The organism is Marinobacter sp. M1C (genome assembly GCF_023314135.1).
Classification (GTDB): domain Bacteria; phylum Pseudomonadota; class Gammaproteobacteria; order Pseudomonadales; family Oleiphilaceae; genus Marinobacter.
This window is the reverse complement of sequence record NZ_CP092289.1, coordinates 1,237,995-1,253,375: the sequence shown is the minus strand read 5'-3', so window position 1 is coordinate 1,253,375 and position 15,381 is coordinate 1,237,995. Positions and strand designations below refer to the sequence as shown.

Here is a 15,381-nt window from a genome sequence, read left to right as displayed (position 1 = left end):
TCGATGCCAGAGCGCGTCAGCGGGGTCGGCGCAGAAACGCCCGGCCAGCGACTTCGTCGGCCTGCTTCTGTTCGCGGGAATCTTGCTCACGTTGCTCCTGCTGGCGACAGGTTGTGATGAAATTCTCCATGCCACGGCGTTTTTCCCAGGCTTTCAACCATTCGTTGCGACGAACTTCAAACACCTGATTTGCCTGTTCAAGCTGAACCTGCTGCTGCCCGATTAACTGGTCAAGCTGACCCATAAACGCCTGCCAGGCTTGCAACCGGCTAACCGCAATCACGCCCTGCTGGCCGTCACGGATTTGCTGGCGATATTCCTGATGATAGCGCTGAAGTTCCTGAATTTGCTGTTCCCGCTGAGCCATCAGGGTGCGAGCCTCGCCCATGCGTTCCAGCGCCTGTTTCTCTTTGCGTTGCTCCACCGCCAGCACCACGCCAAGGCGTTGCGAACGCTGCATTACGGATTACTCCCGGCGGCAGTCGGATTTGGCGCAGCCACCTGCATGCGTTCGGGCGAACGCCGCTCCGGCACCACGGCAAGCAGTTGCTCAACGCTGTCGGTCAGCGAGGTTTTTTCACTGAGTCCCTGCTTCAGGAACTGCCGCATATTGGCAATGTGCGCAACGGCAAAGTCGGTTTCCGGGTCGCTGCCTTTGACATAAGCGCCTACGCTGATCAAATCCCGCGCCTGCTGGTAGCGCGAGTACACCTGTTTAAACCGCTGCGCCCGGGCGAAGTGTTCAGGATCGGTCACCTGGGGCATAACCCGGCTGATGGACGCTTCAACATCGATAGCCGGGTAATGGCCTTCTTCCGCCAGCCGCCGCGACAACACAATATGGCCGTCCAGAATGGCGCGGGCGGCATCGGCAATCGGGTCTTGCTGATCGTCGCCTTCCGTCAACACCGTGTAAAAGGCCGTAATGGACCCGCCGCCGGGGCGACCGTTGCCGGTGCGCTCCACCAACTGTGGCAATTTGGCAAATACCGATGGCGGGTAGCCCTTGGTGGCCGGTGGCTCACCCACCGCCAGGGCAATTTCACGCTGGGCCTGGGCATAGCGGGTCAACGAATCCATCAGCAGCAGCACACGCTTGCCCTGATCGCGGTAAAATTCGGCAATGCGCGTAGTCAGCATAGCCGCGCGCAGACGCATCAGAGGTGAATCGTCGGCGGGTGAAGCCACCACCACGGAACGGGCCAAGCCTTCTTCACCCAGAATGTCTTCAATGAATTCTTTCACTTCGCGGCCGCGCTCGCCAATCAGCCCGACCACGGTGACGTCGGCGTTGGTAAATCGGGTCATCATGCCTAGCAGCACACTTTTGCCCACGCCGCTGCCAGCGAACAGGCCAAGGCGCTGGCCCTGCCCCACGGTAAGCAGCGCGTTTATGGCACGAATGCCCACGTCCATAGGTTGGCGCACCGGCGCTCGGTTCAACGGGTTGATGATGTCGCCGCTGAGCGACACGCGGGCTTCAGCGTGCAGCGGGCCTTTTCCGTCCAGCGGCTCGCCACTGCCGTCAACCACTCGCCCCAGCAGTTGATTGCCCACCGGCACCCGACTGGTTGTAGACAAGGGCACCACCAATGCGCCAGGGCGAAGGCCTTCAATGGCGGTCAGTGGCATCAAATACACTTTTTCATCTTCAAAGCCGACCACTTCGGCTTCGACCACGCCACTGCCTTGGCTCTGAATAACGCAGCGGTCGCCCACCACCATAGGCACGCCCACGCATTCCAGCGTAAGCCCGACCATGCGGGTCAGGCGGCCAGCCAGTTCCGGTGTTTGTTGTGCCTGTACGTTGCGGCTACGCCGGTTCAGGCGTTCGGCAAGGGTGCCAGACAAGCTACCAGGTGAGCGGTCAGATAGGGCATCAGAGGGCGGAGCTGTCATCGCCGGGCTCCTGGGATTCGTTTGTGCTGGCATCGTTTACCAAGGCGTGAACCACCTGTTGAAAACGTTTTTCAACGGTGAAATCCACCAGCGAGTAGCGGGTTTCCACGCGGCAACCGCCGGGGCTGACGGCGGTGTCTTCCACCAGCTTCGTGGACGCATCAAGCCGCGCCAAAGACGCTTGCAGCGGCTCAATATCCTGGGGATTGGCGCTGATGCGCACGGTTTCAGTGGTGGATGGCAGTGCCGCCATAGCTTGGAGAACAACCTGCAGAATATGGCTGGAGTCCTGGGATAGCTCGCGCTGGACAACCGCTTTGGCCACCGCCGTCGCAAGCTGAACCAACGCCTCTTCCAGGTCGTTTTGCTGCTGGCGAATGGGTAATACCAGTGATTCCATCACTGAGTCCAGGCGCTTTTCCAACGCCTGCATCTGCTGCTGGCTGTGTTCGCGCCCCGCGCGCTCGCCTTTCTCGCGGCCTTCGACAGTGCCAGCCTTCACGCCTTGAGCAAAACCTTCTTCGCGGCCTTTGGCAAAACCTTCCTGATGACCTTTTTCAAGCCCGGCACCGTGGCCTTCCGCTTCCGCCTGTTGGTGAATATCCTGAAGCTCCGCGGCGGTCAGCGGTTTGATATCACGCTCTTCTTCGCGGGGAACTTCGTTGCCACGGGCGTCAAGCAGGGGCAACTCCCAACGCTCGTAAGCGGTGAGCTGTTCTTTCGGGATGCGGCTGCGGTCGTTGCGGGAGTCGGCCATTACATCATTTCTTCGCCGCCGCCACCGAGGGTGATTTCACCGGCTTCGGCCATGCGGCGGGCGATGCTTATGATGTCTTTTTGTGCGCTTTCTACATCACTTACTTTAACAGGGCCCTTGGTTTCCAGATCGTCCTGCAAGAGTTCAGCGGCACGCTTGGACATATTCTTGAAAATTTTGTCTTTGACATCGTCATCGGCGCCCTTGAGCGCAATCACCAGCACTTCAGACGACACTTCACGCAGCAAGGCCTGAATGCCACGGTCGTCCACGTCCTTCAGATTGTCGAATACAAACATCAGGTCTTCAATGGTGGTTGCCAGATCCGGGTCGGTTTCCTTGATGGATTCCAGCAGACTGGATTCGATGCTGCGGTCCATAAAGTTCATGATGTCAGCGGCGCGCTTTATGCCGCCAATCCGGCTGGTTTGCGTCGAGGAGCTGCCAGAGAACTGTTTTTCCAGAATGTCGTTCAGCTCCTGCAACGCCTGGGGCTGTATGGTTTCCAGAGTCGCAACGCGCATCATCACATCTAATCGCACTTTCGGGTCCAGAGCGGCCAAAATTTCGGCAGACTGGTCCGGGTCGAGATAGGAAATAACGATGGCCTGAATTTGCGGGTGTTCGTACCGGATGATATCGCCCACCGCGCGGGGCTCCATCCACTTCAGAGTGTCTAACCCGGTGGTATTGCCACCAATCAGAATACGGTCAATCAGGCTGGCGGCTTTGTCGTTACCCAGGGCCTGGGTCAGCATGGCACGAATGTAATCGTCGTTGCCCACGCCCAGTCCGGTCTGGCCGCCCACGGCGTCGATAAAGTTGTTGAGTACGCCGCTGACGTCGTCTTTGCTGATATCGCGCATTTGTGCCATGGCCACGCCAACCTTCTGCACTTCCTTCGGGCCCATGTGCTTTAGCACTTCCGCGGCGTCGCCTTCGCCCAGCGACATCAACAGAATGGCCGCCTGCTCTACCCTCGAAATTTTGCGTGCGGGTTTCGCCGGCGCGCTGCCGACGCTCTGGTTTGCCTGATCAGTCATCAACATTCACCCATTGTCGCATTACCTGTGCAACCCGTGCCGGATCTTCGGCAATCAGCCCTTTTAGGGCGTTCAGCTGCCTATCATAGCCCCCTGTGCTACCGGGTAAAAGCAGGTCGTCCTGATTGGCCATGGCTTGGCGCAGGGAATCGCCACCTTCGATGCCGTCCAGATCGCCGTAACCTTCATTATCGCCGCCAGCCAGGCCTTTATTGCCGTTCGACAGATTTTTCAGGGTGGGCCGCAGCAGACCCAATACCAGCACCAATACCACCAGACCGGCCAGAACCTGCTTCATCAGGTCCCAAAACCAGGGTTGAGTCCAAAAACCGGGGGCGTCGTAGGCCACGACCTGTTCCGGAGCAAACGCGGTATTCATCACTGTAACGCTGTCGCCGCGGGCCGCAGAGTAGCCCACTGCGTCGCGAACCAGCATGCTCAGGCGCTGTAATTCCTGTTCCGGCCAGGGCTCGTAGGTGACCGCGCCGGTGTCGGCATTGACTACCTTCATGTCATCCACCGCCAGGGCGACGGTCAGACGCTTGATCCGGCCCAATTCCTGGCGAACGTAGCTAACGGTGCGGTCTATCTCGTAATTGCGGGTGGATTCGCTGCGCACATCTACCGGCGCTGGTGCAGGCTCGGCACCGGCGGCATTGGCCTGTTGTGGCACGGTGGCGTTAGCAGGGGGCTGATTCGACAGGGCTCCGGGAATGCCAATGGGTGCGCCGCCAGCGCCGCGGCTTTCGGTTAACTTGCGCTCGCTGCGCACCGCCTGTTGTTCCGGGTTGAACAATTCTTCAGCTTGCTCCACCGAAGAGAAATCAAGATCTGCGGACACTTCGGTGCGATAGCGGCCTTCGCCCACAATCGGCGAAATCAGCGACGACACCCGGTGGCTCAGGCGCTCCTCCACCCTGTCGGTGAAGTCGTATTGGTCGGACATGCGATCGGTGTCGGTTTTAGCGTCGCTGCCTGTCAGCAGATTGCCATTCTGATCAACCACGGTCACACCGGACTTGGTCATCATCGGCACGCTGCCCGCCACCAGATTAACAATGGCGGCAATGTGCTCCTGCTCCGGGCGGCGCCCGGCAAACACTTCCAGAAACACCGAGGCTGAAGGCTCGCGGGCATCGCGGATGAACACCGAGCGCTCCGGAATGGCCAGATGTACCCGGGCACTGCGAATGCCGCGCATACTGGCGATGGTACGCGCCAATTCGCCTTCCAAACCGCGGCGATAGCTGATGGTTTCCATATATTGGGAGGTACCCAAACCACGATCCTGGTCCAGCAATTCGAAACCCAGAGTTTTTTGATCAGTAACGCCCTCCGCCGCCAGCCTCAGGCGTGCGTTGTAAACCTGATCAGCTACCACCAGAAGTGCACCGGTGCGCGGGTCCATCTTATAATCGATTCCGTTGGTGTCCAGAATTCTGGTCACGTCTTGCGGGTTGTACGATGACAAGTCACCCAGCACCGGCTGATAGTTAGGCTCTTGGGCCCACAGCACCACCGCCACGCCCAACGCAACGCTGGCCGCCAAGCCCACCATCAGGCCTATCTGACGCAGCAGATCCAGCCTGTTGAAACCCATAAAGGCGCGGCTGCGACCTTCGCCTGTGCTGTCTGCTGCGGAGGTCGCCGGCAAATTCGATTGTGTGGTCTGTGCAGGCACGCTGGCCATGATGCTGCTCTCCGGTTAAACCTTGACCCGATGGACTATCAAAATTCTGAAACTTTCTGAAACGCTCTAAAATAAAGCGCGCCGGTTATACCGGCATGTTCATGATGTCTTCGTAAGCTTTGACTACCCGGTTACGGACCTGGGTCAGCGCCTCAAACGACACTGATGATTTCTGCGCGGCAATCATTACCCGGGTAATGTCCACGTTGGGCTCGCCCATGTCGTAGGCTGTGCGCAGATCACCCGCGGTTTTCTGCGCGTCCGCCACATTGCCCACAGCCTGCCCTAGCATGGAGCTGAAACTTGCCGTTCCGTCGGTTTCGCCTACCTGGCGCGGGCCATCAATACGGCCGCGCACAGATTGATTCTGCTCTACCTGCTGGTTCTGCGTCATTTGCGAACGCAGGTTGCGGATGTCGGCAAGAACACTGTTGATATCGGCACGCTGAACCATAACTTTCTCCCGGGCTACCCATATGAAACTGGGTGATTTGTCTCGTTACCGAAGAATCAGCAAAGCCCAGACCAACTTTTTAAAAGTGTTTTTAATCAGTTATATACATTTTCTTTAACGCGCTAAAACCTCGTCTTCAAAAGGTTGAAACGGATAAGCGTCGAAGTTTTGACAGGAATCGGGGAACCGGCGGCCGAACAAAAAAGGCACCCAAAAGGGTGCCAGGAAGGAGTGCCGAATAAAAAGAAGTGCTGCGTAAAAAAGCGATTAGGGGAACCGGCGGCCCTTAAATCAGGCCAAGGCCATTTCCGCGTCCAGGTCAATACCTGCTTCACGGATCTGCGCCAGCTTGTAGCGCAAGGTGCGGGGGCTAATACCCAACTGCTCGGCGGCGCGGTTACGGCGACCACGCTCCTGGCGCAGAGTTTGAATAATAAGTCGGAACTCCTGCTGGCGCAGATCGCCTTCAAGTGTCCCCAGGGAACCTTGCTGGTTTGCCATGGCTCCCGCTGTGCCAACTGCGTCGAGCACTGCCGGCTGCGAAACCAGCTCAACTGAGTGCGAATCAGCGGTAGTTGATTCTGCATCTACTATTGCGGTCGCTGATACCATGGGCGCTATTGGGGCAACGGGTGCCGCCGGGCGCGCGCTGATGCCTAAGTCCAGGCACAGGTCGTCAACATGAATCACATTGCTCTGGTGCAACACCAGCGCTCTTTGTATGGCGTTATCCAATTCGCGTACATTACCCGGCCAGGGGTGAGCCAGCATTGCCTCGCGGGCATCAGCAGCAAAACTAACGCCATTGAGTTTCAATTTACGGCTGTGATTTTTCAACACCGCATTAGCCAGAGGAAGAATGTCTAGCGGCCGCTCGCGCAACGGTTGCCAATGCATGGGGAACACCGTCAGGCGATAATAAAGGTCTTCACGAAAACGGCTTTCGCGCACGTGCTCGGCCAGATCCCGGTTGGTGGTGGCAATCACCCGCACATCTAGCACAATGGTTTTGCGCCCGCCTACTCGCTCTACTTCCCGCTCCTGCAGCACTCGCAGCAATTTGGATTGCAAGCCTGGGTCCATTTCCGACACTTCATCCAGCAAAATCGTGCCGCCGTTGGCTTGTTCGAACTTGCCCGGTGATGACGCGATGGCACCGGTGAAGGCGCCTTTTTCATGACCAAAGAGCATGGCTTCGAGCATGTTTTCCGGAATAGCCGCGCAGTTGATGGCAATAAACGGTTTGTTGGCGCGGGGAGAATGCTGGTGAATGTAGCGCGCAAGCACCTCCTTTCCGGTGCCGCTTTCACCTGAAATCATGACCGTTGAGTCGCTGTTGGCGACTTTGGCTGCCAGCTGAAACATGCGTTTGCTGATCGGGTCTTCCGCCACCGGCCGATCGCTGTCAGCCTGGCGCTTGTGACCGGTAATTTTGCTGACCGCGTCGACTAGGGTATGGCCTTCGAACGGCTTTACCAAATAATCAATGGCACCGGCCTGCATAGCAGACACTGCGTGGCTGATCTGGCCGTAAGCAGTCATCAGCATCATCGGCAGGCCCGGGTACAGGCGTTGTACTTCAGCCAGCAATTCGTGGCCAGACAATCCTGGCATATTAACGTCGCTAACCACCATATCAACCGGCACCTGGGACAGCTGCCGCAAGGCTTCGTGGCCGTCTGCCGCCTCGTGAACGCGGAATTTGGCCAGCTCCAGGGTTGTCACCAAGGCTTCGCGCAGGTCACGGTCGTCCTCAACAATCAGAATCCGGGGCTTGGTCATGGTGCTGTTCTCCACTGCGTGTTCGATGGTACGTGCCGGTGCGGCCCGCCAGAGTTAATCAAGTGCTGCTATTAATTAGTGCGATTTAACAGTGGCAGGCAAATCATGGCCTGAGCCCCACCTTGGCCGTTTGAGTTGATCGCAAAGCGACCCTGGTGTGCGTTCACCACCGCAAGTACGACCGCTAGGCCAAGGCCGGTGCCCTGGGATTTTGTGGTGTAGAAAGCTTCTTGCAATCGCGGAGCCATAGCCGGATCAAACCCCGGGCCGTTATCGCTTACCTCGATGGCCAACTCATGATCACAACCGCTGAGGTCCAGGCGCACGCTGGTGGCCCCTGCTTCAATACTGTTGTTGACCAAATTGGTACAGGCACCCACCAGGGCATCACGGTTACACAACAGGTGGCCCTCAGCCCCCCGGGCGTCGAGAATTAGCTCAGCACCACTGCGCTCGGCAATGGCGTCTACCGCCGACTTCAGTGCAACCGCCAGAGTGATTACCGACAGCTCTTCCGCCAAACGGGTTTCACCGCGGGCAAAAATCAACATGTCGCGCACCTGCTGTTCCAGATGCGACAGGCGCGACATAAGTCTATTGGCACAGCGCTGGCGCATTTCTTCATCCAGATCGGCTTCGGTCAGGTGACCGCCGTACAGAATCGCCGCCGACAGCGGCGTGCGAATCTGATGGGCCAATGACGCTACCATCTTGCCCATCGCGGATAAGCGCTGGGCATGGGCCAGCTGAGACTGCAACTGTCGGGTTTCGGTCATATCCGTCAGCAAAATTAACTGGCCGGGCTGATTTTCCATGGTGCGAATTTCAATACTGACCCGGCGCCCGTCTTTCAGTGAAATTTCGTGACCGTCATCTTGGCGCGGCGCAAAGCAACGCTGAATCACATCAATCCAGTGTTCGCCATCCAGCGGCTCACCCAAAAGGCCAACGGCCGCAGGGTTGGTTTGGGTAACCACACCCTGGCTGTCTAGCACCACCACGCCGGCTGGCAAGGCCTTCAACAACGTGGTGAGCTGGTCGGCAAGTTGTTCTTTTTTCTCCAGCTCTTGCTGACGCTGCAGACTCTCTTCCGATAGTTCGCCGGAAAGCTGGTTAACGCGAGATTCCAGAGTGCGGTAAGAATCGGTAATCTGGCGCGACATGCGGTTGAACATGTCCAAAGCGGAGTCTACCGCGTCATCGCTTTGCTGCGGGAACAGCGCCGTTACCTTGCCATTCACATCGGCAGCGGCGTTAGCCGGTGCATTGGTCTGCCCGATTGCAAATTGTGCGTGATTCATAACCCTTTCCCTTACCCAAGGTGACCGATATTGCCACTGCGCAGACCGGTCACTGGTGATTCGTTAAGATTCACCAAGCCAGCTTCATGCCAACTCAATATTTTTTAGGTTTTTCAATAGGAAAGGATTTTCCGAAAAAGGCAGATGACGGGTTTCCGTCACTTTAAAAAGACAAAAGCGCCAGCGGTTACAAACCGTTGACGCCGTTTTAGGATTTCTGCATTGGTGTTTTCAGCTGGCTGATCGAACCTCTGGGGAATAACGCCCTCAGGCTTCGCCCACCTCCTCACGAAGACCATACTTGCGGACTTTTTCCACCAAGGTGGTGCGGCGAATACGCAATTTTTCCGCAGCCCGGGCCACTACGCCGCCGGCTTCGTCAAGCGCCTGCTGGATCAGTTCACGCTCCAGGTTACCCAAATAATCTTTCAAATCGAGCCCATTGGCTGGCAATAACGCAGGTGAATCTAACCCAACCAGACCAGACGAGAAAGATGGCAGGTCAGGTTCATCAATATCGGCGTGATCTTCGTCATGGTCGTCAACGTAGCGGAATTTTTTCGGCAGTTCCTGCACACCAATCACCCCAAACGGGTTCATGATTGCCAGACGCTCTACCAGGTTGGCCAGCTCACGCACGTTGCCGGGCCAGTCGTGACGACACAAATTTAGAATGGCAGCGGAATTCAGCCGCAGCGATCCGCGTTTTTCTTTTTCCATGCGCGCCACCAGTTCGTTGATCAGCAGCGGAATGTCCTCAACCCGATCCCGCAACGCCGGCATCTCAATGGGAAACACATTCAGCCGGTAGTACAGATCTTCGCGGAAGCTCCCACTTTGAATCATATCTTCCAGGTGTTTGTGGGTGGCGGCAATGATACGCACGTTGGCAAATTTAGTGTGGTTGCTCCCGACCCGCTCGAACGTACGCTCTTGCAAAACCCGCAAAATCTTCACCTGCATATTCAACGGCATGTCGCCTATTTCGTCCAGAAACAGGGTGCCGCCCTCGGCCAACTCAAAACGGCCCACACGAGCGGTTATCGCGCCGGTGAACGCGCCTTTTTCATGGCCAAACAGCTCGCTCTCCAGCAGTTCCGCAGGAATGGCGCCGCAGTTTACCGGTACAAAGGGTTTGTCGCGGCGGCTTGAATGGTAATGCAGATTACGTGCGACCACTTCTTTGCCGGTACCGGACTCGCCCGTCACCAACACACTGACTTCTTTGTCTGCTACCTGCTCCATCAGCTGGCGTACCTGCTGCACTTTGCGGCTAGTACCCACCAGTGAGCGGAACAGCTGCACCCCACGCATCTGGCCGCGCTCGCGGGCTCGGCTGTAATGATCGTGGAACACCTGGGCGCGGTAAAGCGAATCAATAAATTTGGTATAGCCAAATGGCCACTCCAGGCGGGCAATGATTCGCCCGCGCTGCTCGTCATTCAGACCGGTAAAATCAGGGTCGCCAATGCACAACACGGGGATGCAGAGAGACCATTTGCACAAGGCCTTGATCGTGGCTTCGGCGCTGGCATCGTCGCCTTGCACAATGACCACCGAGACCGCCTGCGCGTCTGCGTCGTTGGCACTTGACAACACATCGCGGGCCTTACTGCCAGCCAACCAGTCTTCTTCGCCAAGAAATTCGAGGATAGTCGTAATATCGCGGCAGCGTTCAGCAGCATCACTGAACACCAGCACTGTGTTGGGCTTCAACATTCCAGGCAATCTCTTATAGGCTTTGAGCGGTATTTAAGACCTTAACCGGCTTGTAGTCAATTTTATGACGCCAAACCCCACAAAATCTCGTTCACACGCGCCGGCGATCTGGCGCTTCACGCAATTCGACCGCTGAGTTAGTGTGTGCCTGGCTCAAGGCCGGGACGAGGACACCTTATGGTAGGCTTTCGCTGCGCTGCTGTTGCGGTTGACTTCTTTCAATTCGAGCTGCGCTGCGGCCTTGGCCTGGCGGGCAGAGCTATCAGCGGCGTCGACAAACTCCTGCACCCGTTGTAGTTGACTGCGCACGGTTTCAGCCGGCAGTTGCCCTTGTTCCAACGCTTCAAGCAAGGGTTCTATAGCGGGCTTCATCTCTGGATTTAGGCGGCTAATCAGCTCCCAATCCTGGTCTTTCAGCGCCTGCTGCATGTGCTCGAGCAGCTGGTCCAGATGTGCCATTGCAGGATGGTCTGCGGCCATAGTTCATTGCTCCTGTTCAGTGATCTGCAACCGGGTGCGAAGCCCAGTGTACTTACACTTAACCATGTTACACCTTAGCGACGCATAGCACGACGTACGGCAGCCGCGGTGAATCGCCATGACCTAACCCCGGTAAACATCTCAGATATTTGTTGTTTGATTTGAACGGATATTTCAAGACACAGCTACGATTTTTTAGGCGGTTTTTGATTGTTCAGGCAAATTTTCAAAACGGAAGTAGACAGCGGACAACGCGGCTTTGAAACTGTTATAATACTTGGCTTATTTCAGGTTTCAGCGAATTTCGGTGCTGGTGAATTTCACAGGGCCAATTACGCCAACATTAACAGCAGAAACAGTTGCGAGGGTATATGGCAGCAGCGTGGCATTCCCATCTTGCCGGCAAACTGGCACTGGCGCAGACATTATTACGACTTGCTGTTAACAGCAATCAGCCCTTACAGCAGGAAGCCTGCAAACAAGGTGCCATTGAACTCATGCTGCGATCGAGAACGCTGCTGCTGTATACCCTGGCAGTGTGTTATCAGCAACGCAAAGGGCAACCCCAGAGCATTGACCAACTGGGCAAATTGATCGGAGCCGCTGCGCCGGAAGTTCAGCAACTGCTGGTATTACAAACCAACGCTGATAGTTGGTGGAACCATTTGGAGCAACTTGGAGACGCGCAGAACCGGCCACCTGCGGCAAAAAAAACCGTCAGCAACGACAACATTATTGCCATCACTGCGGCCGTTGGCGCAGACCGTTCGCTGGCATCGGTTCAAGCCAGCCTAAGCGCAATAAAGCAATTTTCAGCCGATGTGGAAGCAAGACACAGCGAGTGGTAAAACATCCCCGCGCGTACTTTTTCGTTGGCGAACATAAAGGTTCGGATCATGTCACCATCGTTTTTTGAAATTATTCAACTCAGCAACGGCGATTACGCTTTGCGCCGCGTTGACGACGACGGCGCGCCATTGGTGCGTATCAGTTTTTCCGAAGAAGCCAAAGACATGATGGACGACCGCCAGATGCAAGTGGCCAAAGCCATGATTGCGGCAGGCATTGACGCCGCGGGCGATAGCGCCCAGGACCTGGACTGGGATAGCAATGACAGTGTTAGCGACAGCGACGTGGAGTGGTTTGATGCGCCCCACAGCCCGACGCTGCATTAACGCTAGCGCAGAACTCTATTAGCGCTGGCGCAATACTCTTTACTAACGCTGACGCAAAACGACGCCGTGGCTGTTGCCCGCGGCGGATGCCGCCTGAAGTGCCTCGAAACACGTTTTATTCAGCTTTTCGGTCCACAACACCACCGCATGACATGTGCCCACCCTGAGCGCCCGCTCCGCCAACTTGCGCGCCGGATGCTCGGCGCTGGAACGCAAAACCAGCAGCTCACCGGCAACAATACCGTGCATTTTTTGCCATTTGCTGACCAGCTCCTGAGGTGGGTCAATCCATGCCAACCAGCGCTTTTCCTGGTTCAGCTGGGTCAGCATTGGCAATAACAGCTGAAAATTTTCCACCTGACCCTGGGGCAAGATGATTTCGGTGACGTTACCAGCACACACCGGGTCTGGCCGGGGCTGAACTCGCACAGGCTGCGCCTGCTCTGCCACTCGCGCTGCGATCTGTTGCTGGTATGCAAGATTGCCGTTAAAGCTCAGTTGTTCCATGATTCCCCGCCCTTCTTTATGTCGGTTTTCTGTCGCTACGGATCAGTGCAAGTCGGAGCGGCGAATAACACCAACGCCCAACCCTTCAATGAACAGATCCTGCTCGGTCAGATCCACTTCAATCGGCGCGAAGTCGTCGTTTTCCGCCACCAGATACACTTTATTACCTTCTTTACGGAAGCGCTTCACCGTCACTTCATCACCTACCCTGGCCACCACAATCTGGCCGTTGTGAACGTCCTGAGTGCTGTGTACTGCCAGCAGGTCACCGTCTAGAATACCGATATTCTTCATGCTCATACCACGTACTCGCAGCAGGTAATCCGCCGCCGGCGAAAAAAAGCCGGGTTTTAAAGTGCAGTGGTCTTCCACGTGCTCCTGAGCCAGAATCGGGCTACCGGCTGCCACTTGGCCAATCACTGGCAAACCCAGGTCCTGCTCGCTTTCTGGCAGGCGAATACCGCGGCTAGCGCCGGGCACCATTTCAATGGCACCTTTGCGTGCCAGAGCCCGCAAGTGCTCTTCCGCCGCATTGGCGGAGCGGAAACCCAGCTCAGCTGCAATTTCGGCGCGGGTGGGCGGATACCCGGTTTCATCCAGATAGCGGCGGACGATATCCAGCACTTGGGACTGCCTGGCGGTGAGTTTCATGTTTGGGATCCGCTGTGTCATAACATACCCTGTTTGTTTATACAGTGATTCGACTATATACAGTGTTTTATCCAGTGTAAACCCTGTTTATGGCATTTCCCCCACTTGCTCGGTTACCAGCGTCAGACACCTAATGTGCTATGGTAATTCTGCCCTTATAAGCCGCGCTTGAAGCGCTTAAGACTGATTGAAAGGTGTAATAATGACGCAAAAGAACGTCTGCAAAATTCCCTCTGTAACTCACACTGCCAGCGGAGCAGAGCGCCGGGTTGGTGTGGAAATCGAGCTTTCAGGTTTAAGCTACGAAACGCTGGTGCGCGAAGTCGCCAGCCTGCTCAACGGTGCGCCGCAACCGCGGTCGCGCTACGTAACCGCAGTGGATACACCGCTGGGTGAGTTTGTGATCGAGCTGGATTCTGACCCTATTAAAGATCTGGACCTGACCGGAGCTGACGTGCCGGAAATCCTGCGTGAGCTGGGCGGCCAGGCTATGGACGTGATTGACGCCGCGGCCGAGCGTATTGTGCCGCTGGAAATTGTCGGGCCGCCCATCGGTTTTTCCCAGGTGGAAGAGGTTGAGCGGCTGATCAAAGAACTACGCAGCCTTGGTGCTCTGGGCAGCCGCGAGTCCATTTATTATGCCTTCGGACTGCAACTGAACCCGGAACTGCCGGATTTACAGGCGTCCACCATTACACGCTATTTACAGGCGTTTGCAGGCTTGTACGAGTGGCTGAAAAACCGCCATCAACTGGATGTCAGCCGGCGTTTTACGCCCTACATAGAGCCCTGGGCGGCTCGCTATACAGAACTGCTGATGAAAGACGACTACGCGCCATCGTTGAAACAGCTGATGGAAGACTACCTGCAGCACAACCCCACCCGAAACCGCGCACTGGATCTGCTGCCGCTGTTTGCCCATCTGGATGCGCCGTTGCTGGCCCGACATGTACAAGACCCGCGCATCAAAAAACGGCCTACCCTGCATTACCGGCTACCGGATTGCGACATCGACAACCCGCAGTGGAATTTCTCTTCGGTATGGAATGACTGGGTAATACTGGACGACATTGCCAACAACAGCGAAGATTTGGCGCAGCTTCGGGCTCAGTTTCGCGATTCCGGTACTATCACCCTGCACAGTCTGACCCACAGCAAACCGGAAACCATTCACCACTGGCTTGAACACAAAGGCTATGTCTGAACGGATGGAACAAGACTCCCCGCCCGGGCTGACCATTGGAGTCAGTGGCCCGCGCCGACGCGGACCGGCCCAGCGGTTGATTACGCTGGCGCTGCGCATGCAGGGTGCGCGCACCCACTACATACGCCCCGGCGCCCAGGTAAACGTGAGCCTGCTGGACGGCCTGGTGCTTTCCGGCGGCACTCACGTGCAGCCGGCACTGTATGGGCAGCATCCGATGGTAACGGCGAATTACGATAAACGCCGCGATGAAACCGACCAGCGCCTGCTGTTAGAAGCTGAAATCCTGAACCTGCCGGTGCTGGGTATATGCCGCGGCGCACAGTTGATTAACGTGCATCGTGGCGGCTCGTTGTGCCAGAACGTGACCCCACTGCGCCAACACACCCGCCATCGCCCGCTGCTGCTGCCTCTGCAAACCGTGAATGTGGTGGATCACACTCGCTTGAGCCAGATCATGCGCGCGCCGGTTATCGGTGCAAACCGTATCCACAGCCAAGCCATTAAAAAACTGGGGCAAGACCTGCGCGTAGTGGCGGTGGATAACGATCTGTTCGTGCAGGCCATCGAAAATACCCGTGGCCAGTGGCTAATGGGACTGCAATGGCACCCTGAGTATCTGCTTTATCACAGCGGCCACCGCCGTATATTCCGCCATTTTGTAGACGAAGCCTGTCGCCTGAAAATGGCCAGACTGAACGCCGAGCTTTAACAGTACT

Annotated in this window: 16 protein-coding genes; 4 read left to right on the top strand and 12 right to left on the bottom strand. The window is 56.6% G+C overall.

Annotation, left to right across the window (positions count from 1 at the left end; genetic code table 11):
- Window positions 1-16: 16 nt before the first annotated feature.
- From fliJ to MIH19_RS06065, 10 genes are all read right to left on the bottom strand, one after another.
- On the bottom strand, window positions 17-460 hold the full coding sequence (gene fliJ, locus MIH19_RS06110; protein ID WP_249008018.1) for a flagellar export protein FliJ: 444 nt from the start codon (window positions 458-460) through the stop codon (window positions 17-19).
- Complete coding sequence (gene fliI / locus MIH19_RS06105; protein ID WP_249008017.1) at window positions 460-1,899, bottom strand: flagellar protein export ATPase FliI; 1,440 nt, start codon at window positions 1,897-1,899, stop codon at window positions 460-462. Before fliI ends, fliJ begins: the two co-directional genes overlap by 1 nt.
- Window positions 1,880-2,656, bottom strand: a complete 777-nt coding sequence (locus tag MIH19_RS06100) for a flagellar assembly protein FliH (protein WP_249008016.1) — start codon at window positions 2,654-2,656, stop codon at window positions 1,880-1,882. The genes fliI and MIH19_RS06100 overlap by 20 nt, the downstream gene beginning before the upstream one ends.
- Complete coding sequence (gene fliG, locus MIH19_RS06095; RefSeq protein ID WP_249008015.1) at window positions 2,656-3,699, bottom strand: flagellar motor switch protein FliG; 1,044 nt, start codon at window positions 3,697-3,699, stop codon at window positions 2,656-2,658. Before fliG ends, MIH19_RS06100 begins: the two co-directional genes overlap by 1 nt.
- Complete coding sequence (gene fliF, locus MIH19_RS06090; RefSeq protein WP_249008014.1) at window positions 3,692-5,389, bottom strand: flagellar basal-body MS-ring/collar protein FliF; 1,698 nt, start codon at window positions 5,387-5,389, stop codon at window positions 3,692-3,694. Before fliF ends, fliG begins: the two co-directional genes overlap by 8 nt.
- A gap of 85 nt (window positions 5,390-5,474) precedes the next feature.
- Window positions 5,475-5,843, bottom strand: coding sequence for a flagellar hook-basal body complex protein FliE (gene fliE / locus MIH19_RS06085; protein ID WP_249008013.1), 369 nt, complete (start codon window positions 5,841-5,843; stop codon window positions 5,475-5,477).
- Window positions 5,844-6,134: 291 nt separating this feature from the next.
- A complete protein-coding gene (locus MIH19_RS06080; RefSeq protein ID WP_249008012.1) occupies window positions 6,135-7,625 on the bottom strand; it encodes a sigma-54 dependent transcriptional regulator in 1,491 nt (496 codons plus the stop codon).
- A 71-nt stretch (window positions 7,626-7,696) separates the two neighbouring features.
- Window positions 7,697-8,926, bottom strand: a complete 1,230-nt coding sequence (locus tag MIH19_RS06075; RefSeq protein ID WP_249008011.1) for an ATP-binding protein — start codon at window positions 8,924-8,926, stop codon at window positions 7,697-7,699.
- Window positions 8,927-9,193: 267 nt separating this feature from the next.
- The gene (locus MIH19_RS06070) at window positions 9,194-10,645 is read right to left on the bottom strand and encodes a sigma-54 dependent transcriptional regulator (protein WP_249008010.1); all 1,452 of its coding nucleotides are present in this window, start codon (window positions 10,643-10,645) and stop codon (window positions 9,194-9,196) included.
- Between the two features lie 153 nt (window positions 10,646-10,798).
- Window positions 10,799-11,125 (bottom strand): SOS cell division inhibitor, encoded by a 327-nt coding sequence (locus MIH19_RS06065; protein WP_249008009.1) that lies wholly within the window; start codon window positions 11,123-11,125, stop codon window positions 10,799-10,801.
- Window positions 11,126-11,496: 371 nt separating this feature from the next.
- On the opposite strand from MIH19_RS06065, the gene MIH19_RS06060 reads away from it, so the two are divergent.
- Both MIH19_RS06060 and MIH19_RS06055 read left to right on the top strand, forming a co-directional pair.
- Window positions 11,497-11,973: a DUF6586 family protein gene (locus MIH19_RS06060; protein WP_249008008.1), complete on the top strand. Its 477-nt coding sequence runs from the start codon at window positions 11,497-11,499 to the stop codon at window positions 11,971-11,973.
- Window positions 11,974-12,021: 48 nt separating this feature from the next.
- Window positions 12,022-12,300: a hypothetical protein gene (locus tag MIH19_RS06055; protein WP_249008007.1), complete on the top strand. Its 279-nt coding sequence runs from the start codon at window positions 12,022-12,024 to the stop codon at window positions 12,298-12,300.
- Between the two features lie 42 nt (window positions 12,301-12,342).
- Here the strand turns inward: MIH19_RS06055 and MIH19_RS06050 are convergent, their stop codons facing one another.
- Together MIH19_RS06050 and lexA are read right to left on the bottom strand one after the other, a co-directional pair.
- Window positions 12,343-12,807 carry a SulA-like leucine-rich domain-containing protein gene (locus MIH19_RS06050; RefSeq protein WP_249008006.1) on the bottom strand — a complete coding sequence of 155 codons (465 nt, stop codon included), beginning with the start codon at window positions 12,805-12,807 and terminating at the stop codon, window positions 12,343-12,345.
- Window positions 12,808-12,849: 42 nt separating this feature from the next.
- Window positions 12,850-13,458: a transcriptional repressor LexA gene (lexA, locus tag MIH19_RS06045; RefSeq protein WP_007348730.1), complete on the bottom strand. Its 609-nt coding sequence runs from the start codon at window positions 13,456-13,458 to the stop codon at window positions 12,850-12,852.
- A gap of 202 nt (window positions 13,459-13,660) precedes the next feature.
- On the opposite strand from lexA, the gene MIH19_RS06040 reads away from it, so the two are divergent.
- Together MIH19_RS06040 and MIH19_RS06035 are read left to right on the top strand one after the other, a co-directional pair.
- Window positions 13,661-14,662 carry an amidoligase family protein gene (locus MIH19_RS06040; protein WP_249008005.1) on the top strand — a complete coding sequence of 334 codons (1,002 nt, stop codon included), beginning with the start codon at window positions 13,661-13,663 and terminating at the stop codon, window positions 14,660-14,662.
- Entirely contained in the window at window positions 14,655-15,374 is a 720-nt protein-coding gene (locus tag MIH19_RS06035) for a type 1 glutamine amidotransferase (RefSeq protein ID WP_249008004.1), read from the top strand. The genes MIH19_RS06040 and MIH19_RS06035 overlap by 8 nt, the downstream gene beginning before the upstream one ends.
- Window positions 15,375-15,381 lie beyond the last annotated feature (7 nt).

Coding starts and splice junctions, on each gene's coding strand:
- fliJ (WP_249008018.1), bottom strand. CDS start 460: ATGCAGCGTTCGCAACGCCTTGGCGTGGTGCTGGCGGTGGAGCAACGC.
- fliI (WP_249008017.1), bottom strand. CDS start 1,899: ATGACAGCTCCGCCCTCTGATGCCCTATCTGACCGCTCACCTGGTAGC.
- MIH19_RS06100 (WP_249008016.1), bottom strand. CDS start 2,656: ATGGCCGACTCCCGCAACGACCGCAGCCGCATCCCGAAAGAACAGCTC.
- fliG (WP_249008015.1), bottom strand. CDS start 3,699: ATGACTGATCAGGCAAACCAGAGCGTCGGCAGCGCGCCGGCGAAACCC.
- fliF (WP_249008014.1), bottom strand. CDS start 5,389: ATGGCCAGCGTGCCTGCACAGACCACACAATCGAATTTGCCGGCGACC.
- fliE (WP_249008013.1), bottom strand. CDS start 5,843: ATGGTTCAGCGTGCCGATATCAACAGTGTTCTTGCCGACATCCGCAAC.
- MIH19_RS06080 (WP_249008012.1), bottom strand. CDS start 7,625: ATGACCAAGCCCCGGATTCTGATTGTTGAGGACGACCGTGACCTGCGC.
- MIH19_RS06075 (WP_249008011.1), bottom strand. CDS start 8,926: ATGAATCACGCACAATTTGCAATCGGGCAGACCAATGCACCGGCTAAC.
- MIH19_RS06070 (WP_249008010.1), bottom strand. CDS start 10,645: ATGTTGAAGCCCAACACAGTGCTGGTGTTCAGTGATGCTGCTGAACGC.
- MIH19_RS06065 (WP_249008009.1), bottom strand. CDS start 11,125: ATGGCCGCAGACCATCCTGCAATGGCACATCTGGACCAGCTGCTCGAG.
- MIH19_RS06060 (WP_249008008.1), top strand. CDS start 11,497: ATGGCAGCAGCGTGGCATTCCCATCTTGCCGGCAAACTGGCACTGGCG.
- MIH19_RS06055 (WP_249008007.1), top strand. CDS start 12,022: ATGTCACCATCGTTTTTTGAAATTATTCAACTCAGCAACGGCGATTAC.
- MIH19_RS06050 (WP_249008006.1), bottom strand. CDS start 12,807: ATGGAACAACTGAGCTTTAACGGCAATCTTGCATACCAGCAACAGATC.
- lexA (WP_007348730.1), bottom strand. CDS start 13,458: ATGAAACTCACCGCCAGGCAGTCCCAAGTGCTGGATATCGTCCGCCGC.
- MIH19_RS06040 (WP_249008005.1), top strand. CDS start 13,661: ATGACGCAAAAGAACGTCTGCAAAATTCCCTCTGTAACTCACACTGCC.
- MIH19_RS06035 (WP_249008004.1), top strand. CDS start 14,655: ATGTCTGAACGGATGGAACAAGACTCCCCGCCCGGGCTGACCATTGGA.